Origin of the sequence: Dactylosporangium sp. NPDC000555 (assembly GCF_040300025.1) — a bacterium.
In the GTDB taxonomy this organism is placed as follows: Bacteria; Actinomycetota; Actinomycetes; order Mycobacteriales; family Micromonosporaceae; genus Dactylosporangium.
In genome coordinates this window covers 240,970-266,207 of sequence record NZ_JBEPDB010000001.1, presented here as the reverse complement: position 1 = coordinate 266,207, position 25,238 = coordinate 240,970, and the positions used below count along the sequence as shown (strand labels likewise).

The following is a 25,238-nucleotide window of genomic DNA, read 5'->3' as shown; positions in this document are numbered from 1 at the left end:
CACGATGGGTGCGCTACCGGAGCACGGTCTGCCGGCCGAGGAGGTCCTGGCGGAGCTGCGGGCCATGCGCGGCGGCGACCTGCCGACGCACGGCGGCCGGCTGTTCGCCTACGTCTACGACCCGGGCCTGGCCGGCCTCGACGAGCTCGCCGCCGCGGCGCACGCCATGTCGGCGCACGTCAACGGGCTCGACCCGACCGCGTTCCCGTCGCTGCTGGCGATGGAGAACGATCTCGTCGGCGCGGCCGCGCAGGTCCTCGGCGGGGACGAGCGCACGGTCGGCAGCGTGACGAGCGGCGGCACCGAGTCGCTCATCCTCGCGGTGAAGGCGGCCCGCGACGGCCGCCCGGATGTCGCCGCCCCGCGCCTGGTCATGCCGGTCACCGCGCACGCCGCGCTGGCCAAGGCCGCCGCGTACCTACGGGTGGCGCTCGACACCGTCCCGGTCGACCCGGTAACGCTGCGCGTCGACCCTGCGGCGGTGGCCGCGGCGATCACCCCGGAGACGGTTCTCGTCGCCTGCTCCGCGCCGTCGTACGCCCACGGGCTGATCGACCCGGTCGAGCCGATCGCCGCGGCGGCCGCGGCCGCGGGCGTGCGCTGTCACGTCGACGCGTGCTTCGGCGGCTGGACGCTGCCCTACCTGCGCCGCCTCGGCGAGCCCGTCCCGCCGTTCGACCTGTCCGTCCCCGGGGTCACGAGCATCTCGGTCGACCTGCACAAGTACGCGTACACGCCCAAGGGCGTCTCGATCCTGCTGCACCGGGACGAGCGGCTGCGCGCGTCGCAGTACTTCGGCTACGCCGACTGGCCCGGGTACACCATGGTCAACCCGGTCATCTCCTCGACCCGCTCGGGCGGCCCGATCGCGGCGGCGTGGGCGACGCTGCGCCACATCGGCGACGACGGCTACCTGGCGCTGGCGGCGAGGACGCGCGACGCCACCGCGGCGATCGCCGGCGCCGTTTCCAAGATCCAAGACCTTCATGTCGTACCGCGGGAGTCGACGGTCGTCGCCTTCATGTCCTCGGCGGTCAACCTCTTCGTGCTCGCCGACGAGCTGGCCGCCCGCGGCTGGCACACCCAGCCCCAGTTCCGGCACGGCGACATCCCGGCCTCGGTGCACCTGACCGTCACCGCCGCCGTGGCACCCCGCGTCGCGGAGTTCGAGGCTGACCTGTCCGCGTCGGTGGCCGCGGCGCGCGAGCACGGCCCGGTCGAGCTGCCGCCGGGCATCCTCGACCTGCTGGCGACGGCCCCGGTCGAGCAGCTGGCCGGTGCGCTGGGGTTCGGCTCGGGCGGGGCGCTGCCGGAGCGCATGGCCGTCGTGAACTCGCTGCTGGACGCGGCGGATCCCGCGGTACGAGAGCAGCTGCTTGTGGCTTTTCTCAGTCTCCTGCAGCGACCTTCACGGCGGCCGTGAGCACGAGCTGGCCCAGCGCGGCGGGGACCAGGACCAGCCAGCACAGCCGCTGCAGCTGGTCCTCGCGCAGCCGCGGGTAGGAGACCCGCACCCAGATCACCACGAACGACACGGCGAAGACCTTGATCAGGGTCCAGGCCCAGCCGAGCTGCTCGTCGAGGCCGAACGGCCCCTTCCAGCCGCCGAGGAACAGCACGGTGGTCAGCGCCGCGATGACGACGATGCCGACGTACTCGGCGAGCAGGAAGAACGCGAAGCGCAGGCCGGTGTACTCGGTCATGTAGCCGAACACGAGCTCGGAGTCGGCGATCGGCATGTCGAACGGCGGCCGGCGGATCTCGGCCAGCCCGGCGATGAAGAACACGAGCATCGCCGGCAGCTGCCAGATCAGCCACCAGGGCCGCCACGCCTCGACGATCCCGGACAGCGACAGCGTGCCCGCGGCCATCGCGACCGAGAGCGCGGCGAGGATGAACGGCAGCTCGTAGCCGAGCAGCTGTGCCGCCGCGCGCAGGCCGCCGAGCAGCGCGTACTTGTTCGCGCTGGCCCACGCGGCCATGAGCACCGCGACCACGCCGACGCCCACCACGGCGAGCACGAAGAACAGCCCGATGTCCAGCGACTGGGCCACCAGTCCGTTCGGGCCGAGCGGGATGACCAGCAGGACGACCAGGTACGGCAGGAGGGCGATCACCGGGGCGAGCCGGAACACCGGCCGGTCGGCCGCCCGCGGGGTGATGTCCTCCTTCTGCACGAACTTCACGCCGTCGGCGACGAGCTGCGCCCAGCCGTGGAACGCGCCGGCGTACATCGGCCCGAGGCGCCCCTGCATGTGCGCCATCACCTTGTGCTCGGCCTGGCCGACGATGAGCGGCAAGGTGAGGAACGCGACGACGACCGCCAGGACGCGGATCACCAGCTCAAGCCAGACCGGCATCAGCCGCGCCCTCCCGGCCACGCGCCGGGCTCCGGAACGCCGGGCGGGCGCATGGGCGCGCGCTTGCTCGCCGCGTGCTCGCTCTCGCCCGGCTCCTTGGCGCCCGGCCAGGGCTTGGCCACGCGCGAGGCGAGCACGAACTCCTTGCGCAGCGGGTGCCCCTCGAACTCCGGCGGCAGCAGCAGCGCCGCGAGGCCGGGATGGCCTTCGAACGCGATGCCGAACATCTCGTGGGTCTCCCGCTCGTGCCAGGCCGCGCCCGGGAACAACGCGACGACGGACGCGAGCGCGGGCTCCTCCCGCGGCAGCGCCGTGCGCACGAGCACGCCGTGCCGCTGCCCGGTCGACCACAGGTGCGCCACGATCGTGAACCCGCCGGGCAGCTCGTCGACGGCGGACAGCCAGTCGAAGAAGTCGCAGCCCAGCTCGTCCCGGGCGGTGCGGATCGCCTCGACCCAGCGCTCCGCCGGCACGTCGACGGTCGCCCGGGCGAACTGCCCGCCGCCGCTCTGCGACGCCTCGCCGGCCCCGAGCGCGCCGACCAGCCGCTCGCCGACCTCGGCCGGGTTCACGGCTTCACCAGCGGGGCGGTCAGCGCCCGCACGTCGGGCCTGGGCGTGCCGCCGAGCCCGGCCTGCTCCCCGGCGATCTTCTCCTGCAGCCGCATGATCCCGTGCAGCAGTGCCTCCGGCCGCGGCGGGCAACCCGGGACGTACACGTCCACGGGGATGATCTGGTCGACGCCCTTCGTCACCGAATACGAGTCCCAGTAGGGCCCGCCGCAGTTGCTGCAGGCCCCGAAGCTGATGACGTACTTCGGCTCGGGCATCTGGTCGTAGAGCCGCTTGATCGCGGGCGCCATCTTGTCGGTGACCGTTCCGGACACGACCATGAGGTCGGCCTGCCGCGGCCCGTGGGCGAACGGGATGACGCCGAGGCGCATGAAGTCATGGCGCCCCATGGAGGTGGCGATGAACTCGATCGCGCAGCAGGCGAGCCCGAAGTTGAACACCCACAGCGAGTAGCGCCGCCCCCAGTTGAGCACGAACTTGATCGGCTCACCCAGCACTCCCGACATGGCGATAGCCTACTCGCCGGAGCTTGTATCCGTACCGGGCGACGACGGCCGTGCGGGCGGGTTCTACAGCAGGACGAGGTCGTCGCGGTGTACGACCTCGCGCTCGTATGCCGGGCCGAGCTCGGCGGCGAGGTCGCCCGTCGAGCGGCCCAGCAGCGGCGGGAGCTCGGCGGCGTCGTAGTTGACCAGGCCCCGGGCGATCGGCACGCCGGCCACGTCGACGAGGTCGACCGGGTCGCCGGCGGCGAACCGGCCGTCGACCGACGTGATCCCGGCGGGCAGCAGCGACGCGTGTCCGGCGACGACCGCGCGGACCGCGCCCGCGTCCAGGTGGAGCCGGCCGCGGGGGGTGGTCGCGTGCGCGAGCCAGAACAGCCGGGCCTGGGGCCGCTCGCGCTGGCGGTGGAACAGCGTGCCGACCGGCTGGCCGCCAAGGACCTCCGCGGCGTGCGGGGCCGAGGCCAGCACGACCGGGATGCCGCTGGTGGTGGCGATCCGCGCGGCCTCGACCTTGGTGACCATGCCGCCGGTGCCGACGCCGGCCTTGCCGGGGCGCCGGACGTCGACGCCCTCGAGATCGCCGAACGTGCGCACGTCGCCGATCGCACGCGAGGTCGGCAGGGACGGGTCGCCGGTGTACAGGCCGGCGACGTCCGACAGCAGGACGAGCAGGTCGGCGTGCACGAGCGCGGCCACCAGCGCGGCGAGCCGGTCGTTGTCGCCGAAGCGGATCTCCTCGGTCGCGACCGTGTCGTTCTCGTTCACGATCGGGATCGCCTTGAGGTCCAGCAGGCGGCGCAGCGTGCGGTACGCGTTGCGGTAGTGCGCCCGGCGGGTCACGTCGTCAACGGTCAGCAGCACCTGCCCGACCACGCGGCCGTGCCGGGCGAAGGCGTCGTTGTACGCGCGCATCAGCAGCCCCTGGCCGACGCTCGCGGCGGCCTGCTGGGTGGCCAGGTCGCGCGGCCGGCGCGGCAGCCCGAGCGGGGCGAGCCCGGCGGCGATCGCGCCCGACGAGACCAGCACCACCTCGGCGGGCGTGCTGACCAGCGCCTCGACCAGCGCCTTGACTCTGCCCTCGTCGAGACCCCCGGTCGCGGTGGTCAGCGACGACGACCCGACCTTGACGACGATGCGTCGAGCCTCGGTGACCTGTTCGCGCACGCCGCCTATCTTGCCGCGTGCCCTGTGGCACGGCGCGGTAGGTTCCCATATCGTGGCCGACGACGAGTACGCGGAGATGGTCCTCGACCTCGTGGAGCGCATCCCGCCGGGCCGGGTGATGTCGTACGGCGCGATCGCCGAGTATCTGGGCCGTGGCGGACCGCGGCAGGTGGGGGCTGTGATGTCGCACTACGGCGGGGGCGTGCCCTGGCACCGCGTGGTGGCCTCCAGCGGGCGGCTGGTTCCCGGTCACGAGACGGAGGCGCTGCGGCGGCACCGCAGCGAGGGGACGCCGCTGCGCGGGGAGAAGGTCGACATGCGCAGCGCAGCGTGGTGGCCGGACGAGTCGTGACTTCCCGCCTTGTCGCCTCGCCGGGTCCGGGAGGTCCGCACGGCGACGACGGGTGGCTCAGCGCAGGGCGCGGATCGCGGTCAGCGTCGTGTGGACGTTGAACCGGTCGCCGTCGTCGCTGGTCCAGCCGCCGTCGCTGCGCTGTGTCTCGGACAGGCGGCGGCGTGCGGCGCTCAGCAACCAGTCGTCCGTCGACATGCCGACGCGGCGCAGGGAGGCGAACAGCAGGGCCGTGTCCGCGGCGGACATGTCGGGGACGCGGTCGGCCAGCGCCACCTGGATCTGTGCCGACTCGTAGAACCAGCCCAGGTGGTAGAGCACGGCGCAGCCCAGCCAGCCGGTGACGAGGAAGGACGGCCAGGTGCCGTCGGGGCGCAGCGAGGCGCGGAACGCCTCGGCGGCGCGGGCGATGCGGGCCGCGTGCTCCTCTTCGTCGCCGGGGGCGGAGCCGCCGACGATCAGCCAGAAGGCCGCGTTCGTGGTCAGGTAGAGGCGGGCCTCGTCGTCGCCGGGCTGGGCCCACGGCGGGGCGATGCCGGCCAGCGACTCGTCCTCTTCCCACATCCCGTCGGGGCGCTGGCTGCGGCCCAGCCAGTCGAGGGCCTGGCGGGCCGCGGGGCGGTCGATCGCGCCGAGGTCGTCGAGCTCGGTGAGGCGGAAGCACGTGGCGTCGACCGAGGCCACGTGCGCGCCCCAGAAGGCGGGCCAGCCGCCGCTGGACGCCTGGCCCGTCTCGGCCTTCTCCAGCACGTCGGCCGGGGGTGCCTGGCCGGTGCGCAGCCAGGCGAGGCGGGCGCGGTCCACGGCGTCGCCGTGTGCGACGACGTAGCCGATCGCGGCATCAAGGTCCACCATGGGCCGTACGCTACCGCGCGCCCGCCTCCCCCTCGTGATCCGTTAGTACACCGGCAACGACGGATCGACGGTCTTCACCCAGGAGACCACGCCACCCTGCACATGGACGGCATCCTTGAAGCCGGCCGCCTTGACGGCGGCGAGGGCCTCCGCGGAGCGGACGCCGCTCTTGCAGTACAGGACGATCTGCTTGTCCTGAGGCAGCTCGGCCAGCGCGTTGCCGTTGAGGATCTCGCCCTTCGGCACGAGCCGCGCGCCGGGCACCCGGACGATCTCCCACTCGGCCGGCTCGCGCACGTCGATGAGCTCGACCGACTTGCCGGAGTCCTGCCACTCCTTGAGCTCGGCCGCGGTGATCGTCGAGCCGATGGTCGCGGCCTGGGCCTCGTCCGACACGGCGCCGCAGAAGTCGTCGTAGTCGATGAGGCCGGTGACGGTCGGGTTCTCACCGCAGATCGCGCAGTTCGGGTCCTTGCGCAGCTTGATCTTGCGGTAGCTCATCTCCAGCGCGTCATACACCATGAGCCTGCCCAGCAGCGTGTCGCCCACGCCGGTGAGGAGCTTGATCGCCTCGGTCACCTGGATCGCGCCGATCGACGCGCACAGCACGCCGAGGACGCCGCCCTCGGCGCACGACGGGACCATGCCGGGCGGGGGCGGCTCCGGGTAGAGGCAGCGGTAGCAGGGGCCGTGCTCGGCCCAGAAGACCGAGGCCTGGCCGTCGAAGCGGTAGATCGAACCCCAGACATACGGCTTGCCGAGCAGCACCGCGGCGTCGTTGACCATGTACCGCGTCGCGAAGTTGTCGGTGCCGTCGATGATGAGGTCATACTGCGCGAAGATCTCCAGCACGTTGTCGTTGCTGAGCGCCTCGTTGTGCAGCACGACGTTGACATACGGGTTGATCTCGAGCACCGAGTCACGCGCCGACTCCGCCTTGGGGCGGCCGATGTCCGACTGGCCGTGGATGATCTGGCGCTGCAGGTTGGACTCGTCCACGGTGTCGAACTCGATGATGCCGAGCGTGCCGACACCGGCGGCCGCGAGATACATGAGGGCGGGAGACCCGAGGCCGCCCGCGCCCACGCAGAGCACCTTGGCGTTCTTGAGTCGCTTCTGCCCGGCCACCCCGACGTCGGGAATGATCAGATGGCGCGAATAGCGGCGGACCTCGTCCACCGACAGGTCGGAGGCGGGCTCGACCAGAGGAGGCAACGACATGGTTCTCATTCTGCCGCGCCCGGGTGCCAAACCCACGTGAGCTACGGCACTTTGGGTCCCGTGTACCGCCGACCGTCCAGGTAGGGCCAGGAGTTGGCCACGCAGCCCTTCAGGCCATACGTCTGCTGCATCATGACCGGCGCCGTGCGCCCGGCCCCCGGGCACGCCTCATGGCCGTGGCCGAGCTCGTGGCCGGTCTCGTGGTTGATGACGTACATCTGGTAATCGGCCACCGGCTTGCCGTAGTCCGGGATCGCGGTGAGCCAGCGGGCCAGGTTGATGATGACCTTGCCGGTGATCCGGCAGGAGGTGTACCCCTCCGTGTGCAGCCCGGCCGTCGCGCACATGGCCTCCGAGGTGGCCGGCGTGGCGAGGAAGACCGTGAAGTCGGCGGCGCCCTCCCCGGCGGCCCGCTGCAGGCGCAAGTCGCCGGCGGCAGTCCAGCCGCGCGGGTCGCCGTAGGCCTGCTCCACGGCCGTGGCGAACGCGTCGGCCTGCTGGTCGGAGCCGTTCTCGACCGCGACCCGGTACTTCTTCAGCGTCCCCGCGGCCCCCGCGACCGGCCCGGCGGAGCTCGCATACGCGAAGGTGCCATCTCCCTTGGCCGGCCCGGCCTCCGGCGGCGGGCTGGCCGGCTGGGAGGGCGGGGAGGACGGGGCGAGCGTCGGCGTCTCCGGCCGCACCGACGCGCTGGGTGCGCCGGTGTCACCGGCGTCGCCGGTGAAGATCAACTGTCGGCCGAGGCCGAGCGCGGCGATGAGGCCGGCCGATGCCATCACCCCGGCGACCAGGTAGCGCCGCCTGCGGGCGTCCCGGCGGCGGCGCTGGCGGGCGGCGCGCACGATCTCGCGAGCGGCCAAGGGGTCGCTCGGCAGGGCAGCCGGCTCCCGCCGGCGGTCGCTGATCAGCCGGCTCGCCATCGATGCTCAGCTTGCCATGCGCACCCGGGCGACGCGCCGCCGGACCTCTCCCTGCACCTCGACCGCAACCGGCTGACCGGAGATCTCGTTCAGGAGCCCGAGGACCGCCCGGGCGACCGAGCGCGGCACCTCCATCTGCGCCACGTGGCCGACGCCCTCCAGCATCATCAGCCGGCTGTCCGGGATGAGCTGGGCGACCTGCGGTGCGGTGCGGATGTCCACGAGCCTGTCCTGCCGCCCGGCGATGACCAGCGTCGGCGCGGTGATCCTGGCGGCGGCCCGCCATATGGAGCCCTCCCCCGGCAGGTACGCGCGCAGGAAGCTGCCGACCAGGCCGCGCAGGCTGCCGACGTACGCCTCGGCATACCACGGCACCTGGTTGCGCAGCCGGGCCTCCTCGATCGCCTCCAGCCGGCGCTGCTCCGGGTAGCGGGTGGGGTCGGCGTAGCAGGAGTCGATGACCATGTCGGCGAGCGTCTCGGGGTCCATCGCGGCCATCCGGCGCCCGGCCAGGCGCGCCGCGTTGGGCAGGAGCAGCAGCGGCACGAGCCGGCCCTGCAGGGAGCGGCGCGGGTCGAGGAACGGCATGGCCGGGGAGATCAGGGTCAGCGAGCGGACGAGGTCGGGGCGCCTCGCGGCGGCCTTGACGATCGCGGCGCCGCCCATCGAGTTGCCAAACAGGTGGACCGGGCCGCGGTCGCTGTGCTCGATCCAGCGGATGACGTGGTGCGCCATCGAGTCGAGGGTGTAGCTGCGGGCCCGGCCGCTGTAGCCGAAGCCGGGCAGGTCGATCGCCTGGCCGTCCAGCGCGATGCCGTCCCGCCGGGCCGCGAGGATGCCGGCCAGGTCGGTCCAGTTCGTGGACGAGCCGCCCAACCCGTGCACATAGACGGCCGGCTCGGCGCCGGGCGTCGTGGCCGGGGTGTCGCGAACGTACGCCACCGCCCCGTCGAGCTCCACCTCTCGTCCCGGCCATCGCTCCGGCAGCCGCTCGGATGACGGGACGATGAAGTCCGGGACAAGAGACGCACGCTTCATAAGCCAAGTGTGCCCCGGACGCGCCGGGCGTCCTACGGGGAAGCAGAGCCAGAAGCAGGGCCTACGGAAGCAGGGCCTCCAGGCGGCGGTTGACGGCGGCCAGCGTGGCGCGGACCACGGCCTGACGGGAGTCGCCGTCCCCGGACACGACCGCGGAGCCGGTGAGCTGTTCCACGAAGCCGTCGTACATCAGCAGCAGCACCACGACCGCCACCTCGCACCCGCCCAGGGCCACGACGGCCGCATGCTCGATGTAGCACTGCGCGCGGACGGTGTCGGCGTCGATGAGCAGCTGGTCGACGGCGGATGCGGCGGCCAGTGCGGAAAGCTTCAGCACGTAACCGTCGAAGTTCGGGCCCCTCGCCACGCCCACGGCGGGCTGGTTGTCGGCGGTCAGGTGCACCTCGACGGTGGCGTCGATGCCCTGCGTGTTGACGTCGACGGACTCGATGACGACCCGCGGCGAGGCGATCGCGCCCGGATTGGGCACGAGCGCGGGGGCCTTCTGCTCCGCGGCCCGGCGCCCTCCGCTGACGGGTCGCCGGCGGCGGGCCTCCCGGCCGTATCCCGGCACGGCGCTGTGCGGCACATTGCGCGCGGGCGGCCGGGCCGTCGGCACCGCCGACGACGGGGCGGCCGCGGCGGAGGCCGGTGCCGGGGGCGCGTCGTCCTCCGGCAACAGCGGGTTGCGCTCGGCGGACAGCCCCATCGTGTCGTTGAGCATGCGCGCGACGATCCGGCTGACCTGCCCGGCGTCGGCCTCGTCGGCCAGCTCCAGGCGCAGCGTGTGCAGGCCGTCGGCGTTCTTGCGCAGGGTGGCCCGGTGCACGCCGCTGACGGTCTGCACCGCGTGGAGCACGCTCTGCACGTCGAAGCCGTCGGGGCGGTCGTCCGGGCTGTCCAGCGCGCCGTCCTCGTCCTCGCGCAGCTTGTTGGTGATCCGAGCGAGCTCGGGCGCCCCGACCGCGACCGGCTGCGCCTCGACGGCGGGCACTGGCGGCACATCGGGCTCGGCGGGAACGCGTTGGGGCAGCTCCGGCGAATCGTACGCCGGCTGGGGCATCTGGTCGGCGAACGTCGGCATGACCGGCTCGGCGGCCGTCATCGCGGTGGCGGAGCCGAGCAGGACGGGCGGCAAGGGCCCGACGAGCGGGTCGTTCTCCGGCACGCGCTGCGCAGGCAACTGCTGGGCCTGCGGCTGCTGCGGTGCCGCAGGCGGCGGCGCGGGCTCCTGCTGGACCGGCGCCGCCCAGTCGAACTCCGGCGTGTCCGGCTCGGGCGCCCAATGCCGCTGCTCCTGCTGATACTGCTCCCGCGGATACCGCTCGGGCTGGTACTGCTCGGTCTGCTGGTACTGCTCGGGCTGCTGATACTGCTCGGGCTGCTGGTGCTGCTGCTCCGGCCGGTACTGCTCGGGCTGCTGGTGCTGGTACTGCTCGGGCTGGTGCTGGTAGGGCGCCGGTGGATACGGCCCCGGGGGGTATGGCCCTGGCGGATATGGCCCCGGCGGATACTGCCCCTGGTAGCCCCACTGGTCGGACTGGTGCGCCTGCTGCTCGGCGACCCGGTCGAGGGCCGACTGCTGCGGCTGGTCGTAGTCGTAGGGCTGGTCGTAGTCATACGGCTGCTGCTGCGGCTGTTGGGGCTGGTGGGGCACCTGCTCGAAGGCGGGCTGCCCGGAGACCGGCCGGCGGACCTCACCAGCGTGGTCGACCGGCGGCGCGCCGTAGACGGCGCTGGGGGCGGGCGCGGCCGGGGTGCTCTTGATCTCGCCGGTGGTGCTGGAGTTCGGCCAGCCCTGGCCGTCGGGCCCGTAATGGCCATAGTGCAGCGTGGAGGTCGGCGACTGGGCCGGTGGCGGTGCCGAGACCGGCGGACTCATCGGGGCCAGCGTGTCCGAATACGGACTGCGGACCTCGGCGCGCCCGCGCGGGCCGCCGGCGCCATTGACGCCATTGACGCCGCTGAAGCCGTTGACCCCATTAGCGCCGTTGAGGCCATTGACGGTCGCACGGCCCGCTATCGCGCCGGTGGCCGGCTCGCGCCAGGCCGAGACGATCGCCTCGAGCGCGTCGTCCGACGTCGGCGAAGCCCCGTTGACGTGCCCTTCCGGGTATCCGTTCCGGCCCCGGTTCAGGCCCGGGTTCGCGCCAGGGTAGGCACCAGCCGCGTCCGGGCTTCCGGCTTGCCCCGTTTCGTCCACCGCACGCTCCTCCGTCGCCCCTAGGTGAGGCTACCGTGTGGGTGGAAAGGGGGTAAGTTGCAATCTCGACCCAAATCCGGATGGTGAAAATGACCTCGGCGATGAGCGGGACGCAGGCGGCCGGACGGCCAGTGCGGCTACCCCGGTCAGCGCGCCGCAAGCAGTTGCTCGCCGCAGCGCAGCAGGTCTTCGTGGCGCAGGGCTACCACGCCGCGGCGATGGACGACATCGCGGAGCGCGCGGGTGTTTCCAAGCCGGTGCTCTACCAGCACTTCCCGGGCAAGCTCGAGCTCTACCTGGCCCTGCTCGACACGCACTGCGACGCGATGGTCTCCAGAGTGCGCTCGGCGATGGAGGCGACCACCGACAACAAGGACCGGGTGCGCGGGGCGATCCAGGCGTATTTCGACTTCATCGACCACGAGAGTGAAGCCTTCCGGCTCGTCTTCGAGTCCGACCTGCGCAACGACCCGGCCGTGCGCGAGCGCGTCGACCGCGTCGAAAGCGGCTGCATCGCGGCCATCACCGACACGATCATGGCCGACACCGGCGTCAGCCGCGCCCGCGCCGAGCTCCTGGCCTCCGGCCTGGTCGGCGCCGCCGAGATCGCGGCCCGGTTCTGGCTCGCCGGCGGCCGCCAGGTCGACAAGGCCGAGGCGGAGAGCCTGCTGACCGCGCTGTCGTGGCGCGGCATCGCGAGCTTCCCCCTGCAAGGCGAACACGCCTGATCGCGTTAATCTTCAACCACACTGGGTGTGCGGGCCTACCCACGGCCGCGCCCGATCAAGGAGGAAGACGTGGAGGTCAAGATCGGCGTGCAGTACGCGCCTCGGGAGCTGGTGCTCGAGAGCACCCAGTCGCCCAGCGAGGTCGAGTCTGCGGTCACCGACGCGATCAACGGTGGCGATAAAGGTGTTCTGTCCCTGGTCGACGAGAAGGGCCGCCGGGTGATCGTGCCGGTCGGCAAGCTGGCCTACGTGGAGATCGCCGAGTCCTCCCCGCGGCCGGTCGGTTTCTCCAGCGCACGCTGAGGGACGGCTGCCAGGCCTAAAAGGGCCCCCCGCCAGGGGGCCCTTTTTCATGAGCGAGGCGGCCGCTCAGTTGTTGAGGCCGACCGCGCTCATGCGGGCCGTGTGCGCCGAGGTGAGGCGCCTGAGCAGGGCCTGGAAGTCGGTGCCGTTGATCGCCAGCAGGGCCGCCAGCGAGGGGCGCTCGCCGGCCACGCGCATGGCCTGGGAGAGCCCCTCGCCGACCAGGCGGCGCGCCCACATCGACAGGCGGTTGGCGACCTTGGGATCGATCGCGATCGCGGCCCGCAGCTCGTCGGCGGCGAAGCCGGCGTGCACGGAGTCGTGCAGCACGTCCAGGATCAGGTCGCGGTCGGGGGCGGCCAGCACGGCGGCGACCTCGCGCGTGAAGTCGTCGGCGATGCCGTCGCCGACGTAAGCCTTGGTCAGGCCCTCCAGCCAGTCCTTGGGCTCGGTCTGCTCGTGGTAGTCGGACACGGCGCGCAGGTAGGGGCGCATCGCCGCCTCGGGGTCGGTGCCGAGCTCGGCCAGCCGGTCGGCGAGGCGCCGGAAGTTGGTGATCTCGCGCGCCGCCATCTCGCTGAGCACGGCGCGGCGGCGCAGGTCGGGGGCCAGCCGGGCGTCGGCGGCCATGCGGTCGAAGGCGACCAGCTCGCCGTATGCGAGCATGCCCAGCAGGTCGACGAACGCATCCTGGGGTGACTCGACGCTGGACCGGGCGGCCGGGGTGATATCGGACACACTGGCACAGTACCCCGCCGTATCACCCTATGCGCCTACACAGTGTCGTGCACGAATCCGTCGTCTGGCCGTTACAATGGCCGCAATAGCCACGGGCGGACCCTAGCCCGGCAACCGGCGCTTGTAGCCCGCGACCACAGTCCACCGGTCGCGTGTGGCCCGCGCCGCACACAGATCGAGCGCACCCGGCACATCAGGGGCGCTCCCGCGAGAGAGACACCCCGAGCACAACATGACGATCGACAACACCGAGGCCGCCGAGACGGTGGCCCCCCGCGCTCCTGTGCGCGCAGACAGTCCCACCTTCGCCGACCTGGGCGCCCGGCCGGAGACCGTGGCCGCGCTCGAGGCGGTCGGCATCACCCGCGCCTTCGCGATCCAGGAATACGCCGTGCCGATCGCGCTGCGCGGCACCGACCTGATCGGACAGGCGCCGACCGGCACCGGCAAGACCCTCGGCTTCGGCGTTCCGCTGCTGGACCGCGTCACCGCACCCGATGAGGGCGCCGACGGACTGCCGCAGGCGCTCGTCGTCGTGCCGACCCGCGAGCTGGGCCTGCAGGTCGCCCGCGACATCGCCGCTGCCGGCAAGACCCGCGGCGTGCGGGTGCTTCCGCTGTATGGCGGCGTGGCGTACGAGCCGCAGGTCGAGGCGCTGCGCAACGGCGTCGAGATCGTGGTCGGCACGCCCGGCCGGCTGCTCGACCTGGCCAAGGGCAAGCACCTGCGCCTGCACTCGGTGCGCGCGCTGGTGCTCGACGAGGCCGACCGGATGCTCGACCTCGGGTTCCTCGACGACGTGGAGCGCATCCTCACGCTGCTGCCCGAGGAACGGCAGACGATGCTGTTCTCGGCGACGATGCCCGACCCGATCGTGACGCTGGCGCGGCGGTTCCTGCGCCAGCCGATGACGATCCACGCACATCACGACGCCAGCACGGGTCCGTCGCCGCTCACCAAGCAGTTCGTGTATCGCACGCATCCGCTCAACAAGATCGAGATCGTGGCCCGGGTGCTCCAGGCGACCGATCGCGGGCTGACGATGATCTTCTGCCGCACCAAGCGGGCGGCCGACCGCGTCGCCGAGGACCTCGACTTCCGCGGGTTCGCCGCGGCGGCGGTCCACGGCGACCTCGGCCAGGGCGCCCGCGAGCGGGCCCTGCGCGCCTTCCGGGCCGGCAAGATCGACGTGCTCGTCGCCACCGACGTGGCCGCCCGCGGCCTCGACGTCTCCGGCGTCACGCACGTCATCAACTACGACTGCCCGGAGGACCCGGACACCTACACCCACCGCATCGGCCGCACGGGCCGCGCCGGCGCGACCGGCGTCGCGGTGACGTTCGTGGACTGGGAGGACATGCCCCGCTGGCGGATCATCGACAAGAGCCTGGGGATGGACCTGCCGGAGCCGCCGGAGACGTATCACACGTCGGCGCACCTGCTCACCGACATCAGCATCCCGGAGGGCACGACGGGCTCGCTGCCGACGGCCGACCGCAAGCGGGCCGGGCTGTCGGCGGAGAAGCTCGAGGATGTCGAGGGCAAGCCGCGCGGGCGGGGACGCACGCGGGGCCGGGGCCGCTCGTCGTCGACGCCGGCGGTCGCGACCGACACCGCCGAGGCGACGGAGCCGCGCCGCCAGCGCCAGCGCCGCCGCCGGGGCGAGGTCGACGCCGCCGAGCACGCCGAGGCGTCGGCGGCGCTCGCGGAGTCCGGGTCGGCCGGGTCGGCCGTGGCGTCGAGGGCCGACGGGGATGCCGCCGGGGCGCACGTCGCGGTCGCCGACGACGAGGGCGGGGCCGCGCGCACGCGGCGCCGTCGCCGCCGGGGCGGCCGCGGGCGCGGCGGTTCGGCCGAGGATTCCTCGGTCGACGCCACCCCGGAGTCGTAAGACGCGGCCGCCGATCGCCTGACTTCACCATCTGAAAATTTCTGTGCCGCTTGGGGCGGGCCCGGTTCGGGTCTGCCCCAAGCGTTGGCTTTGCTCTTGGCACCGCGGGCCTGGCAGCGAGGGCCGCCAGGCCCGAGCGTTGTCTCGCGGGAGGAGCGGTCCGCAAGTGACGCGGACCCGAGTCCCGAAAGATCTTCACGGGACGTCGACCGTGAACTCCGCGCGGTGGACGGCGTCCGACTTCTGGAACTCGAAATACAGGCGGTAGCGGCCGGGGCTGGGCGCGGACAGCCAGAACTTCACGGCGCCGCCCACGAGCTGGTCCTCGGGGTGCACGTGCAGGTAGCCGAGGTCGCCGTCACGGATCACGACAAGGTGACCGTAAGCGCCCAGGTAGCGCTCCAGGTCGGTGACCGGCGCACCGGAGGCGAAGACGCGTAGCGAGAGCGGCTGGGTGGCGTTGACCTGCGGCGTGCCTTCGAGGGTGACCGTGAACGTGTCCGCATCCACGGTACGCGACGGCGGCGGCACCGCGAGCGGGGTGTAACTGCCCGCGACCGTGGCCTCCACGGCGAGTGTCAGAGGCAGCCGCTGGCCGGCCGGGTCGAAGGTGACGAAGTCGGCGTAGAGGCGCCAGATGCCGGGCGTGGGCAGGCTGAGGCGGATGGTCCACGTGCCATCGGCGGCCATCGTGGGGTGCAGGTGCTGGAAGCCGGACAGATCATGCTTTATCGCGATGAAGTGCATGGGCTTGTCGTGATTGAGGACGTACCTCGTGACCGGCCCGCCGTCCGGTCCGAGGATCTTGAAGGCGAACTGCTGCCGAGCGCCGGCCGGGACGGTGAGCGGCTGGGCGGGCACCAGGGTGAAGCCGGCGGCGCTGAGCGAGAAGCCGCCCAGGTCGCCGATGACCGCGCCGCCGTGGGAGTGAGACGGGATCGCGGTCGACGCCGGGGCGGTGGCGGGCGGGCCGGCCACGGAGTCCGTCGCACGGGCGATGCCGAAGCCCAGCAGGAGCGCCGCGACCAGCCCGGCCGCCACCAGCGGACCCTTCAACACCATTCGACCCAGCCTATCGAGAGAACTTACGTAACTTTTGTCCAAATTGCGCGGTTAGTGACGCGTGGGGTTTTGCCGCAAGAACTTGCGCAGCGCCGCATCGCTCGTCGTCGCCGGGCTCATTGTCCTGGCGGCGCCGGGGACCGCATACGCGGATCCCGCCGCGGACCGGCAACGGCTGCTCGCCAACACCTGGCAGGAGCTCGAGGGCGTCATCGAACGGTACAACGCCGTCCGGGACGACCTGCGGGCCACCGACGCGCGCCTCGACCAGGTGAACTCGCGCGTGGATCCGCTGCAGGCGCAGGTCGACGCCGCCCAGCGGGAGACCGACGAGACCGCGGCGGCGCTGTACCGCAGCGGCGCGGTCCAGTCGACCGCCGTGCTGATCTCGGCCGGCTCGCCGGAGTCGTGGATGGACCAGCTCTCCATGCTGGACCAGATCTCGCGAAGGCGGGTCGGTGCGCTGCGCGCGTTCAAGACCGCGCAGAACGCGCTGAAGAAGGAGCGCTCGGAGCTCTCGGGGCTGCAGCAACAGCAGCGGGCGCAGCGGGCAGAGCTCGGGCAGCGCAAGACGGCGATCGAGGCGCAGCTGCGGCGGCTCGGCGACGGGCGCACGGCGCGGACGCCGGCGGGGGCGCTGCACGACGGGTTCGTGCCGGTCTTCACCGACGACGCGGCCGGGCGGGCGGTCCGGTTCGCGTACTCCCAGCTGGGCAAGGTCTACCAGTGGGGCGCCGACGGGCCGAACAGCTTCGACTGCTCCGGGCTCACGATGGCCGCCTGGAAGGCCGCTGGAGTCGTACTACCGCACAACGCCGCCAGGCAGAAGCAGACGGTCCGACCGATCACGCGGAGCGAACTGCGCCCCGGCGACCTGGTCTTCTACTACAGGAACGTGAGCCACGTCGGCATCTATATCGGCGAGGGGCGCGTGATCGAGGCCCCCCGGGCGGGCGAACGTATCTCCATGCGACTGCTCGACTACGCTCCGATCGTCGGATACGGGCGGCCGGAGCACTCGTAGCCGTTTTCGTCAGACCCCGTTGCTAGCGTCGACCCCGTGCGACACGAAGCCTCGGAAGTTCTCAAGAAGCTCGCCGGCCCCGCCGCCGAGCTGCGCGAAGATCAGTGGACGGCGATCGAAGCGTTGGTGGCCCGGCACCGTCGGGTGCTCTGCGTGCAGCGCACCGGATGGGGCAAGTCGGCGGTGTATTTCGTGGCGACCGCCCTGCTACGAGCGCGCGGCGCCGGGCCGACGGTGATCGTGTCGCCGCTGCTCGCCCTGATGCGCAACCAGGTCGACGCGGCGGCCCGGGCCGGGATCACGGCGCGGACGATCAACTCCGCCAACCTGGAGGAGTGGGACGCGATCACCGCGGAGATCGCGGCCGGCTCGGTCGACGTGCTGCTGGTGAGCCCCGAGCGGCTCAACAACCCCGCGTTCCGCGACGACGTACTGCCCAAGCTCGCGGCCACGACGGGGCTGCTGGTCGTCGACGAGGCACACTGCGTCTCCGACTGGGGGCACGACTTCCGCCCCGACTATCGGCGGCTGCGGACGCTGCTGCTCGACCTGGCGCCGGGCACGCCGGTGCTGGCGACCACCGCCACGGCCAACTCGCGGGTCACCGCCGACGTCGCCGAGCAGCTCGGCGACGCGCTGGTGCTGCGCGGCTCGCTCGACCGCGAGTCGCTGCGGATGGGCTCGCTGACCCTGCCGTCGCCGTCGCACCGGCTCGCCTGGCTCGGCGAGCACCTCGGCGAGCTGCCCGGCTCCGGGATCATCTACACGCTGACCGTGGCCGGGGCACACGAGACCGCGGCCTATCTGCGCGGCCAGGGGTATGAGGTGGCGTCATACACCGGCAAGGACGAGACCGCCGACCGCCTCGGCGCCGAGGCCGACCTCCTGAACAACCGGATCAAGGCCCTCGTCGCGACCTCGGCGCTCGGCATGGGGTTCGACAAGCCCGACCTCGGGTTCGTCGTCCACCTGGGCGCGCCCTCGTCGCCGATCGCGTACTACCAGCAGGTCGGGCGGGCCGGGCGGGCCGTCGAGAAGGCCGACGTGCTGCTGCTGCCGGGCAAGGAGGACGCCGACATCTGGCGGTATTTCGCCTCGCTGGCCTTCCCGCCCGAGCACCAGGTCCGCGCCGTCCTCGACGTGCTGGCCGAGTCGGGCCGGGCGCTGTCGACCATGGCGCTCGAGCCGCGGGTCGAGCTGCGCCACAGCCGGCTCGATCTGATGCTCAAGGTGCTCGACGTGGACGGCGCGGTCCGGCGCGTCAAGGGCGGCTGGGAGTTCACGGGTATGCCGTGGCAGCACGACACCGAGCGCTACGCGCGCGTCGCCGCGGCCCGCGAGGCAGAGCAGGAGGCGATGCGCCGATATTCGGCGCTGACCACGTGCCGGATGGAGTTCCTGCGCGGCCAGCTCGACGACCCGGAGACGGCGCCGTGCGGGCGGTGCGACAACTGCGCCGGGGCCTGGTATTCGACGGGGGTGTCCCCCGAGGCGCTCGCCGCCGCCCGGGCCCACCTCGGCCGCGCCGGCATCGAGATCGCGCCGCGCAAGAAGTGGCCGACGGGGATGGCCGCGGTCGGGGTGGCGCTGACGGGCAACATCCCGTCCGGCGAGCAGGCGCTGCCGGGGCGCGCGATCGGCCGGCTCAGCGACCTCGGCTGGGGCGACCGGCTGCGCAACCTGCTGGCCGGCCCGGACCGCCCCGTCACCGACGAGGTCTTCAAGGGGGTCGTGGCCACCCTCGCCGAGTGGGCGAAGGGCGATGCCCGGTGGGAGCAGCGCCCGGCGGGCGTGGTGGTCATCGGGTCGCGGCACGCGCCGGAGCTGGTCGGGTCGCTGGGCGCACGGATCGCGGAGGTGGGGCGGCTGCCGCTGCTGGGGACGGTGCCGTCCGGCGCAGCCACGGAGCTTGCGTCCCGGACAAACAGCGCGCAGCGCGTGCGGGCCCTGCACGGCGGGTTCTCGATCCCGCCGTCGCTGGCCGAAGCGGTGCGCGACCTCGACGGGCCGGTGCTGCTGGTCGACGATCAGGTGGACAGTGGGTGGACGATGGCGCTGGTGGCGCGGGGGCTGCTGCTGGCGGGGGCCAAGGGGGTGCTGCCGTTTGCCCTGGCCGTGACGGCTTGACGGCGGCGTCGCGTTGAGGCCGGAGCGAGGGCATGGCAGGGCCGCCGTGCGCTCTGGCAAGACGGCCGACGGACCGACGGAGTTGAGGATCCGGATCCGAACCGGCCGCGGGGCAAGGGCAGAGCGGTCAGTCGACCAGGCGCAGCGCCACTGTCGGGGCGTCCAGCAGGACCGAGGCGGGCTCGGAGCCGACGACCGTCTGCAGGCGGTGGTCGCCGATGACCAGTTCCACGCCGGTGTAGAGCTCGATCGAGTCCCAGCCGGCCAGCTGGTACGACTTGCGGTAGAGGCGCTCGGTCTCCTCCTTGATGTCGGGGGTCGAGCGCTTCCAGATCACGGTGCCGTTGTCGCTGGTGTCGGTCACCACCAGGCGGCCCTGCGTGACCGAGAGCTTGACGTGCTCCTTCGCGATCCAGGCGGCGGCGGCCTCGTGCAGCCATGCGGCGACCGAGATGTCGTCCGGGTCGGACGGTTCACGGCCTACCACCACCGGGCGGTCGGCGTTGACGACGAAGCGGCGGCGGGCCAGGTCCTCGACGACGATCGCGACGGCGAACGCGGCCGGGCGCGGGCCGATGTCCTTGACGGCCTCGCCGTGGCGCGGACAGGCGGGCACTCCGGCGCGCATGCGGGGCACGGGCTGGCCGATGCGCCGGAACTGGCCGAACGCCGGGCAGTCGGGCTCCTTGCACCGCCACTGCCTCGCCATCAGGGACGCGCCGACGCCGCTGGGGTCGGCGCGGGTGAAGCGGCGGCGCACCACGCGGGTGCGCCCGAACCGCTGCGCGCCGCGGGCCGTGAACGACTGCAGTCCGTCGGGCCGGCGGCCGCCCTCGGCGGCCTCCGCGGAAGCCTTGGGAGCCCGGTCGCCCTTCGGCTTCCCGGATGCCTCGTCGCCGGGCTTGGGCTTCTTGGCGCCGGCGTCCTGCGCGGGCTTGGCATCGGGGGCCGGGTCGGCGGCGTCGGCCGATCCCGCGGTGTCGGCCGGGTCTGTCGCGCCGGCCGGGTCCTTGGTCACGGCAGAGTCCGTCGTGCCGGTAGCGTCCGTGGTGCCCGCTGGGTCCGTCGTGCCGGTCGGGTCCGTCGTGCCCGCAGGGTGCGTGGCGTCAGCCGGATCCGTGGTGTCGGCGGGCGCGGGCTCGGCCATCGGCTTCTCCGTCGCCGGGTCGTCCGGGTCGGGCGGGACGATCGGCAGGGTCGCCTTGCCGACGATGACCAGGCGCTCCTTGCCGTCCTTGGGCGGGGCCGACTCGCCGCTCGGGGTCAGCACGGCGCCGCCGGCGCGCGGGGTCAGCCGGAGCACCCGCTCGGGGCTGTCGGTGAGCCAGGGGAAGCGGGCCGCGTATTGCGGCATGTCGCGCACCACGATCAGCGGCAGGCCGGTGAAGTCGGCGATCTCGACTGGGCGGTCGGCGACGACCGGCGTGACCTCGATCAGCCCGTCGTCGGCCCAGCGGCCCAGAACCATGCGCTCCTTCGAGGTCAGCGCCGCCTCGGAGAGCACCTCGCGGCCCGTGACCGGGTAGAGCATCGCGCCCGCGTCGATGAGGTAGCGGCTCAGCGCATCGACCACCATGCCGAGGCGCAGCAGGTTGATGGGGCGGCCGCCGTCGAGCGCCATGAAACGGGCGACCTCGGCCAGATCCACCACGGCCTGCGCCAGTGTGACGTCCGTGGTCAGCCGCTGCTCGATCGTGTCCATGACCCGGCTGATCTCGAACCGCACGGCGCCTCCTACCTTCGACCCCAACACCCTAAAGCGAGCGGCCCGCAAATCGATGGGACGCCACCAGGATCAGACTTGTGTACCAGTCAGGAAGGTTGCACGCCATAACCTACAAAACGACGATCGCCTTACGAAAGGGTCAGTCCGCCCGGCGCCGGGGGTTCGACCAGCTGATGTTCGATCAGCCGGTGCCGGTCCACGCCATGGTTTTGCCCAGCTTCACGTCGGCCAGCCCACCTGCTCCGGTCCGGCGCGCGCCGAGGGCCTCGAGCAGGGCCAGGACGGGCTCGATCTTCTCGTAGAGCAGCAGCACGACATCGCCGGGGCGGGCCAGGTCCAGCGCCGCGGGGATCGCCTCGTCGACGGTGCGCACCTCGGTGCACGCGGCGCCCGGGGCGACCCGCCGCAGCTCGTCGCGCAGGATGCCGGGCACCTCGCCGACGGCCCGGCCGCGACGGTCGGCGTCCTCGTAGAGCACCACCCGGCCGAACCGGGCCCCGACCACGGCCGCGGATTCGCGCAGCAGGTCGTCGCGGCGGTCGCCGGGCAGCGTGATCGCGGCGACCGCCCGCTCGCAGCCCCAGACCCGGTCGACGAGGTCGCTGACGGCGGCGAGCGCGGCCGGGTTGTGCGCGTAGTCGATGAGCACGTGCACGTCGCCGCGTCGCAGCAGGGTGCCCCGGCCCGGGTTGTCGGCGGGATCGTCGCCGAACGTGCGGAGCCGCTCGGCGACCCCGGCGGTGGTCACGCCGAGCACGCGGGCCGCGGCGGTCGCGGCGAGCGCGTTGGCGACCAGGTGCCGGGCCGCGCCGCCGAAGCCGCCGCCGAGTTCGTGTGCGGCCAGCAGCGGCACCCACCGCCGCCCGGCGAGCTCGACCAGCCAGCCGTCGGCGAGCAGGTACGCGCGGCCGCCCGAGTCCCAGTGCCGCCGGACGAGCGGGTTGCGCGGGTCGAGCGCGAACCAGATGATCTCGCGCCCGGCGAACTCGAGCTCGCGGCTGCGCGGGTCGTCGGCATTGAGCACGACCGCGCCGCCCTCCCGGACCCGCTCGGCGACGACGGACTTGAGGTCGACGAGGTCCTCCATGGTCTCGATGCCGTCCTGGCCGAGATGGTCGCTGGCGAGGTTGGTGATGACGCCGACGTCGCTCCAGTCGTACCCCAGCCCCTGGCGCACCAGGCCGCCGCGCGCGGTCTCCAGCACGGCCGCGTCGACGGTCGGGTCGCCGAGCACGACCCGGGCCGAGCGCGGGCCGGTGGCGTCCGCGCGCTGGACGGTCCGGCCGCCGACCACCACGCCGTCGGTCGTGGTCACGCCGACCCGCAGGCCGGCGCCGGCGAGCAGGTGCGCGGTCAGCCGGGCCACGGTCGTCTTGCCGTTGGTGCCGGTGATCGCGACGATCGGGATGCGCGACGGGGTGCCCGCCGGAAAGAGCGCGTCGACGATCTCGGCGCCGACGTCGTGCTGCTCCAGGTGCATACGCAGGCCGGGGGCGGCGTTGACCTCGATCACGGCGCCGCGGTCCAGCGACAGCTCCGCGCCGATGTCGGACAGGCGCAGGTCGATGCCGGCGATGTCCAGGCCGACCAGACCGGAGACCCGGCGGCACAGGTCCGCCACCGACGGGTGGACCCGGCGGGTGACGTCCACGCTGGTGCCGCCGGTGGAGAGGTTGGCGTTGTCGCGCAGCCACACCGTGCGGCCGTGCTCGGGCACGTCGTGCACGCTCAGGCCCTGCCGGCTCAGCAGCGTCCGAGCGACCTCGTCGACCGCCAGCCGGGTCAGCGCCCGGGCGTGGCCGACGCCGCGGCGTGGGTCCTCGTTGGCCCGCTCGACCAGGCCGGCGATGTCGGTGCCGCCGTCGCCGACCACGTGCGCGGCGACCCGCTCGGCCGCGGCGACGATCTCGCCGCCGACGGTGAGCACCCGGTAGTCCCGGCCGCCGATCTGGCGCTCGACGACCGCTTCGGCGCCGTCCGCGGTAACGGCCAGGTAGGCGGCGCGCACCGCGTCGGGGGTGTCGAGGCCGAGGTACACGTGCCGCCCCTGCCGCCCGCCGCGGGGCTTGACCACGACCGGCGGGCCGAGCTCGGCGAAGAGCTGCAGCGCGGCCTCGATCGTCGGGGCGGCGCCGCCGTGCGCCACGGGGATGCCGGACTCGTCGAGCAGGCGGCGGGTGAGTTCCTTGTCCCCGGCGATGTCGACGCCGATCGCCGAGGTCTGGTCGGTCAGCGCCGCCCAGACGAGCCTTCGGTGCCGGCCGTACCCGAGCCGGAGCAGGCTGAGGTCACCGACCCGCTCGACCGGGATGCCCCGCTCGCGGGCCGCCCGCGCGATCGCCTCGGTGCTCGGGCCCGGCTTCTCCCGCTCGTACCGGCGCTGGAGCTCCTCCAGGTCGAGCGCCGGCGACGGTTCGGCACGCGTCAGGGGTACAACAATGTTTATCGCTGTTTCTAGTAATTTTTCGGACATTTCGGATTCATGGGCCTCGTCCGCCGGGCACTCCATGATGACGTCGAATGCCGACGGGTCCTGCGTGCCGACCGTCCGGCCGAAGCTCACCTCGCGGCCGATGCGGTTGGACAACTCGATCGCCACGTGCTCGGCGGTGTGGCCGAAGTACGTGCCGCCGTTGAGCCGCTTGACGAACCCGCCCGGCGCGCCCGCCGCGCAGTGATGGTCGGCCAGGCCGGGCAGCAGGTCCAGGAGCCGCTCCGGGAAGCCCGGAAAATCGCAGGTCTCGCGGCCGGTGAACCCGTCGAGCAGGACCCTGGTGACCTGGACGGGGCGCGCGAGGTACCGGTTGGGCCCCCGCAACCGCCGACTGCTCTCAATGCGCATGATCCTCTTCCGCTCTCCTCATCGGCGCCCGCTCGGTCAGGTTGAACCGGTGTCCGGCCGGCAGGACGTGCAGTTGGGCGCCCCACAGGGCGATCGGCCCGCCGGCCTCGGCCGGCGGGCAGCTGATGTCGCGCGCCTGGCCGGCGTCGATCACGGTGACGGTGCCGCGCCCGAGGACCTCGAACACGTCGCCGTCGACGAGGATGGCGGTGTTCTCGTCGATGCCGAGCCCGAGCTCGTGCGGGAACATCGCGATCGCGCTGAGCAGCCGGTTGAGCCGCCCGCGCTGGGCGAAGTGCATGTCGATGAGCACACCGGGCAGGAACTCCATGCCGGGCCCGGTGCGCACGCTGGACGTGCTCACCGAGGCGACGCTCCCGCCGAGGATCATGGTGCTCGACATCATCGTGGCGCCCGCGCTGGTCCCGGCCAGGGTCATCCCCTCGGCCAGCCGCGCGTGCAGCGCGGAGTCCACCTTCGAGCCGCCGACGACGGTCGTGATGCGCAGCTGGTCGCCCCCGGTGAAGAACACGCCGGTGGCCCGCTCGACGGCGGCCACGGCGAGATCGCCGTTGGCGTCCTCCCGCGACTCCAGGCGCAGCGGCGTCACCCGCTCGGCGCCGAGCCGATGGAAGACCTCGGCGTACTCCTTCTCGCGCTCGGCCGGGCTCTCGCTCGCCGTGGCGATCACCACGAGGTGCGCGGCGCACCCACCCGCGAGCAGCACGAAGCGCTCGAGGATCTCATCGTCGCCCGCGTCATGACTCTCGGCGCCGCCGATGACGAGCAGCTTTCCGGGCATCCCACCTCCACAACCCCCTTCATCTTGCAAACCGAGGGGCCCCGCCGCCCCACGTTTGCCGGTATTGCCCCAATCACCGTGCGTGACCCCGCCATCACCAGCAAGATCGCAGGAGGCATCACTACGCTGGGTCGGTGATCAGCCGCTGGGCCGCCGCCGGGTCCGCGATCGCCGGGACGCTCGGCGCCGCGGGCCTGGCCGTCGCCGTGGCGGGATCGGCGCCGTGGCGCTACGTGTCGGAGTCGGGCGCGCCCGGCGCGCCGCACGCCCCGCTGTACCAGGCCAGCATGCTCCTGCTGGCGGCCTCGCTCGCGCTGCTGGCGGTGCCCGCGCGGCGCACCTGCGCGCTGATCGGCGGCTCGCTCGGGCTCGCCGCCCCGCTGGCCGTCGTGGCCGGCGTCGTGCACTGCAGCCCGGGGTGCCCGCTGCCGCCGTACGAGACGCCGGCCGTGCGCGACCTCATCCACGCGGCCGGCGCGATCGGCGCGCTGCTGCTCTGCGCGCTGGCGATCCTGCTGTACTCGGTGCTACCGACCGCCCACCGCTTGCGCCGGGCCGGGCGGGTCGGGATGCTCGTCGCATACCCGCCGCTGATCCTGTCCGCGGCCGGCATCCTCTTCGCCGGCCGCTCCCTGTTCACCGGGGTGACGGAGCGCATCGCCCTGATCGCCGTTTCCGCATGGGTGGTGCTGACCGCCGCCCTGCACCTCCGGATCAGGGTCAGCTCCAAGTCATGCCGCAACCGGAGCGAAGCGGAGGTGACGGCATGACCGGCCGCAGCCGGAGCGCAGCGGAGGGTTCGGC

At 72.9% G+C, this 25,238-nt stretch carries 22 protein-coding genes; 8 read left to right on the top strand and 14 right to left on the bottom strand.

Annotated elements, in window-relative coordinates:
- The first annotated feature begins 4 nt into the window (after positions 1–4).
- On the top strand, positions 5–1,423 hold the full coding sequence (locus ABT297_RS01305; RefSeq protein ID WP_350543276.1) for a pyridoxal phosphate-dependent decarboxylase family protein: 1,419 nt from the start codon (positions 5–7) through the stop codon (positions 1,421–1,423).
- Here the strand turns inward: ABT297_RS01305 and nuoH are convergent.
- The 4 genes from nuoH to proB form a co-directional block, all read right to left on the bottom strand.
- Positions 1,389–2,360: an NADH-quinone oxidoreductase subunit NuoH gene (gene nuoH, locus ABT297_RS01300; RefSeq protein WP_350543274.1), complete on the bottom strand. Its 972-nt coding sequence runs from the start codon at positions 2,358–2,360 to the stop codon at positions 1,389–1,391. The genes ABT297_RS01305 and nuoH overlap by 35 nt on opposite strands.
- A complete protein-coding gene (locus ABT297_RS01295; protein WP_350543272.1) occupies positions 2,360–2,932 on the bottom strand; it encodes an NADH-quinone oxidoreductase subunit C in 573 nt (190 codons plus the stop codon). Before ABT297_RS01295 ends, nuoH begins: the two co-directional genes overlap by 1 nt.
- The gene (locus ABT297_RS01290; RefSeq protein WP_366224302.1) at positions 2,929–3,438 is read right to left on the bottom strand and encodes an NADH-quinone oxidoreductase subunit B; all 510 of its coding nucleotides are present in this window, start codon (positions 3,436–3,438) and stop codon (positions 2,929–2,931) included. Before ABT297_RS01290 ends, ABT297_RS01295 begins: the two co-directional genes overlap by 4 nt.
- A 63-nt stretch (positions 3,439–3,501) precedes the next feature.
- On the bottom strand, positions 3,502–4,602 hold the full coding sequence (proB, locus tag ABT297_RS01285) for a glutamate 5-kinase (RefSeq protein WP_350543270.1): 1,101 nt from the start codon (positions 4,600–4,602) through the stop codon (positions 3,502–3,504).
- A gap of 52 nt (positions 4,603–4,654) precedes the next feature.
- Between proB and ABT297_RS01280 the strand changes: the two genes are divergently transcribed.
- Positions 4,655–4,954 carry an MGMT family protein gene (locus ABT297_RS01280; RefSeq protein ID WP_350543268.1) on the top strand — a complete coding sequence of 100 codons (300 nt, stop codon included), beginning with the start codon at positions 4,655–4,657 and terminating at the stop codon, positions 4,952–4,954.
- A 57-nt stretch (positions 4,955–5,011) separates the two neighbouring features.
- Here ABT297_RS01280 and ABT297_RS01275 read toward each other — a convergent pair whose 3' ends face one another.
- The 5 genes from ABT297_RS01275 to ABT297_RS01255 form a co-directional block, all read right to left on the bottom strand.
- Complete coding sequence (locus ABT297_RS01275) at positions 5,012–5,809, bottom strand: prenyltransferase/squalene oxidase repeat-containing protein (protein WP_350543266.1); 798 nt, start codon at positions 5,807–5,809, stop codon at positions 5,012–5,014.
- A 42-nt stretch (positions 5,810–5,851) separates the two neighbouring features.
- Entirely contained in the window at positions 5,852–7,030 is a 1,179-nt protein-coding gene (moeZ, locus tag ABT297_RS01270; protein WP_350543264.1) for an adenylyltransferase/sulfurtransferase MoeZ, read from the bottom strand.
- Between the two features lie 41 nt (positions 7,031–7,071).
- Positions 7,072–7,950, bottom strand: coding sequence for a DUF3152 domain-containing protein (locus ABT297_RS01265; RefSeq protein ID WP_350543262.1), 879 nt, complete (start codon positions 7,948–7,950; stop codon positions 7,072–7,074).
- A 6-nt stretch (positions 7,951–7,956) separates the two neighbouring features.
- Positions 7,957–8,988: an alpha/beta fold hydrolase gene (locus tag ABT297_RS01260; RefSeq protein WP_350543260.1), complete on the bottom strand. Its 1,032-nt coding sequence runs from the start codon at positions 8,986–8,988 to the stop codon at positions 7,957–7,959.
- A gap of 61 nt (positions 8,989–9,049) precedes the next feature.
- Positions 9,050–11,191, bottom strand: a complete 2,142-nt coding sequence (locus tag ABT297_RS01255; RefSeq protein ID WP_350543258.1) for a hypothetical protein — start codon at positions 11,189–11,191, stop codon at positions 9,050–9,052.
- 89 nt (positions 11,192–11,280) lie between these two features.
- On the opposite strand from ABT297_RS01255, the gene ABT297_RS01250 reads away from it, so the two are divergent.
- Both ABT297_RS01250 and ABT297_RS01245 read left to right on the top strand, forming a co-directional pair.
- Positions 11,281–11,919, top strand: coding sequence for a TetR/AcrR family transcriptional regulator (locus ABT297_RS01250; protein WP_350543256.1), 639 nt, complete (start codon positions 11,281–11,283; stop codon positions 11,917–11,919).
- A 69-nt stretch (positions 11,920–11,988) separates the two neighbouring features.
- Positions 11,989–12,222 carry a DUF3107 domain-containing protein gene (locus tag ABT297_RS01245; RefSeq protein WP_350543254.1) on the top strand — a complete coding sequence of 78 codons (234 nt, stop codon included), beginning with the start codon at positions 11,989–11,991 and terminating at the stop codon, positions 12,220–12,222.
- 66 nt (positions 12,223–12,288) lie between these two features.
- Here the strand turns inward: ABT297_RS01245 and ABT297_RS01240 are convergent, their stop codons facing one another.
- Complete coding sequence (locus tag ABT297_RS01240) at positions 12,289–12,960, bottom strand: ferritin-like fold-containing protein (RefSeq protein WP_350543252.1); 672 nt, start codon at positions 12,958–12,960, stop codon at positions 12,289–12,291.
- Positions 12,961–13,192: 232 nt separating this feature from the next.
- On the opposite strand from ABT297_RS01240, the gene ABT297_RS01235 reads away from it, so the two are divergent.
- The gene (locus tag ABT297_RS01235; RefSeq protein WP_350543250.1) at positions 13,193–14,851 is read left to right on the top strand and encodes a DEAD/DEAH box helicase; all 1,659 of its coding nucleotides are present in this window, start codon (positions 13,193–13,195) and stop codon (positions 14,849–14,851) included.
- A 195-nt stretch (positions 14,852–15,046) separates the two neighbouring features.
- Here ABT297_RS01235 and ABT297_RS01230 read toward each other — a convergent pair whose 3' ends face one another.
- Positions 15,047–15,913, bottom strand: a complete 867-nt coding sequence (locus tag ABT297_RS01230; protein ID WP_350543248.1) for a DUF8832 domain-containing protein — start codon at positions 15,911–15,913, stop codon at positions 15,047–15,049.
- 82 nt (positions 15,914–15,995) lie between these two features.
- Between ABT297_RS01230 and ABT297_RS01225 the strand changes: the two genes are divergently transcribed.
- Together ABT297_RS01225 and ABT297_RS01220 are read left to right on the top strand one after the other, a co-directional pair.
- Entirely contained in the window at positions 15,996–16,937 is a 942-nt protein-coding gene (locus tag ABT297_RS01225; RefSeq protein WP_350543246.1) for a C40 family peptidase, read from the top strand.
- 36 nt (positions 16,938–16,973) lie between these two features.
- The gene (locus ABT297_RS01220; protein ID WP_350543244.1) at positions 16,974–19,064 is read left to right on the top strand and encodes a RecQ family ATP-dependent DNA helicase; all 2,091 of its coding nucleotides are present in this window, start codon (positions 16,974–16,976) and stop codon (positions 19,062–19,064) included.
- A 127-nt stretch (positions 19,065–19,191) separates the two neighbouring features.
- Here the strand turns inward: ABT297_RS01220 and ABT297_RS01215 are convergent, their stop codons facing one another.
- The 3 genes from ABT297_RS01215 to ABT297_RS01205 form a co-directional block, all read right to left on the bottom strand.
- Positions 19,192–20,790, bottom strand: coding sequence for a hypothetical protein (locus ABT297_RS01215; RefSeq protein WP_350543242.1), 1,599 nt, complete (start codon positions 20,788–20,790; stop codon positions 19,192–19,194).
- Positions 20,791–20,971: 181 nt separating this feature from the next.
- A complete protein-coding gene (gene cphA, locus ABT297_RS01210) occupies positions 20,972–23,632 on the bottom strand; it encodes a cyanophycin synthetase (RefSeq protein ID WP_350543240.1) in 2,661 nt (886 codons plus the stop codon).
- Positions 23,622–24,434, bottom strand: a complete 813-nt coding sequence (locus ABT297_RS01205) for a cyanophycinase (RefSeq protein WP_350543238.1) — start codon at positions 24,432–24,434, stop codon at positions 23,622–23,624. Before ABT297_RS01205 ends, cphA begins: the two co-directional genes overlap by 11 nt.
- A gap of 134 nt (positions 24,435–24,568) precedes the next feature.
- Between ABT297_RS01205 and ABT297_RS01200 the strand changes: the two genes are divergently transcribed.
- Positions 24,569–25,204 (top strand): DUF998 domain-containing protein, encoded by a 636-nt coding sequence (locus ABT297_RS01200; protein WP_350543236.1) that lies wholly within the window; start codon positions 24,569–24,571, stop codon positions 25,202–25,204.
- The last annotated feature ends 34 nt before the right edge of the window (positions 25,205–25,238 follow it).

Excerpts from the sequence above, each read along its gene's own strand:
- cphA (WP_350543240.1), bottom strand. The coding sequence starts at position 23,632 with ATGCGCATTGAGAGCAGTCGGCGGTTGCGGGGGCCCAACCGGTACCTC.
- ABT297_RS01235 (WP_350543250.1), top strand. The coding sequence starts at position 13,193 with ATGACGATCGACAACACCGAGGCCGCCGAGACGGTGGCCCCCCGCGCT.
- ABT297_RS01250 (WP_350543256.1), top strand. The coding sequence starts at position 11,281 with ATGACCTCGGCGATGAGCGGGACGCAGGCGGCCGGACGGCCAGTGCGG.
- ABT297_RS01260 (WP_350543260.1), bottom strand. The coding sequence starts at position 8,988 with ATGAAGCGTGCGTCTCTTGTCCCGGACTTCATCGTCCCGTCATCCGAG.
- ABT297_RS01275 (WP_350543266.1), bottom strand. The coding sequence starts at position 5,809 with ATGGTGGACCTTGATGCCGCGATCGGCTACGTCGTCGCACACGGCGAC.
- moeZ (WP_350543264.1), bottom strand. The coding sequence starts at position 7,030 with ATGTCGTTGCCTCCTCTGGTCGAGCCCGCCTCCGACCTGTCGGTGGAC.
- nuoH (WP_350543274.1), bottom strand. The coding sequence starts at position 2,360 with ATGCCGGTCTGGCTTGAGCTGGTGATCCGCGTCCTGGCGGTCGTCGTC.
- ABT297_RS01305 (WP_350543276.1), top strand. The coding sequence starts at position 5 with ATGGGTGCGCTACCGGAGCACGGTCTGCCGGCCGAGGAGGTCCTGGCG.
- ABT297_RS01265 (WP_350543262.1), bottom strand. The coding sequence starts at position 7,950 with ATGGCGAGCCGGCTGATCAGCGACCGCCGGCGGGAGCCGGCTGCCCTG.
- ABT297_RS01290 (WP_366224302.1), bottom strand. The coding sequence starts at position 3,438 with ATGTCGGGAGTGCTGGGTGAGCCGATCAAGTTCGTGCTCAACTGGGGG.
- ABT297_RS01230 (WP_350543248.1), bottom strand. The coding sequence starts at position 15,913 with ATGGTGTTGAAGGGTCCGCTGGTGGCGGCCGGGCTGGTCGCGGCGCTC.
- ABT297_RS01205 (WP_350543238.1), bottom strand. The coding sequence starts at position 24,434 with ATGCCCGGAAAGCTGCTCGTCATCGGCGGCGCCGAGAGTCATGACGCG.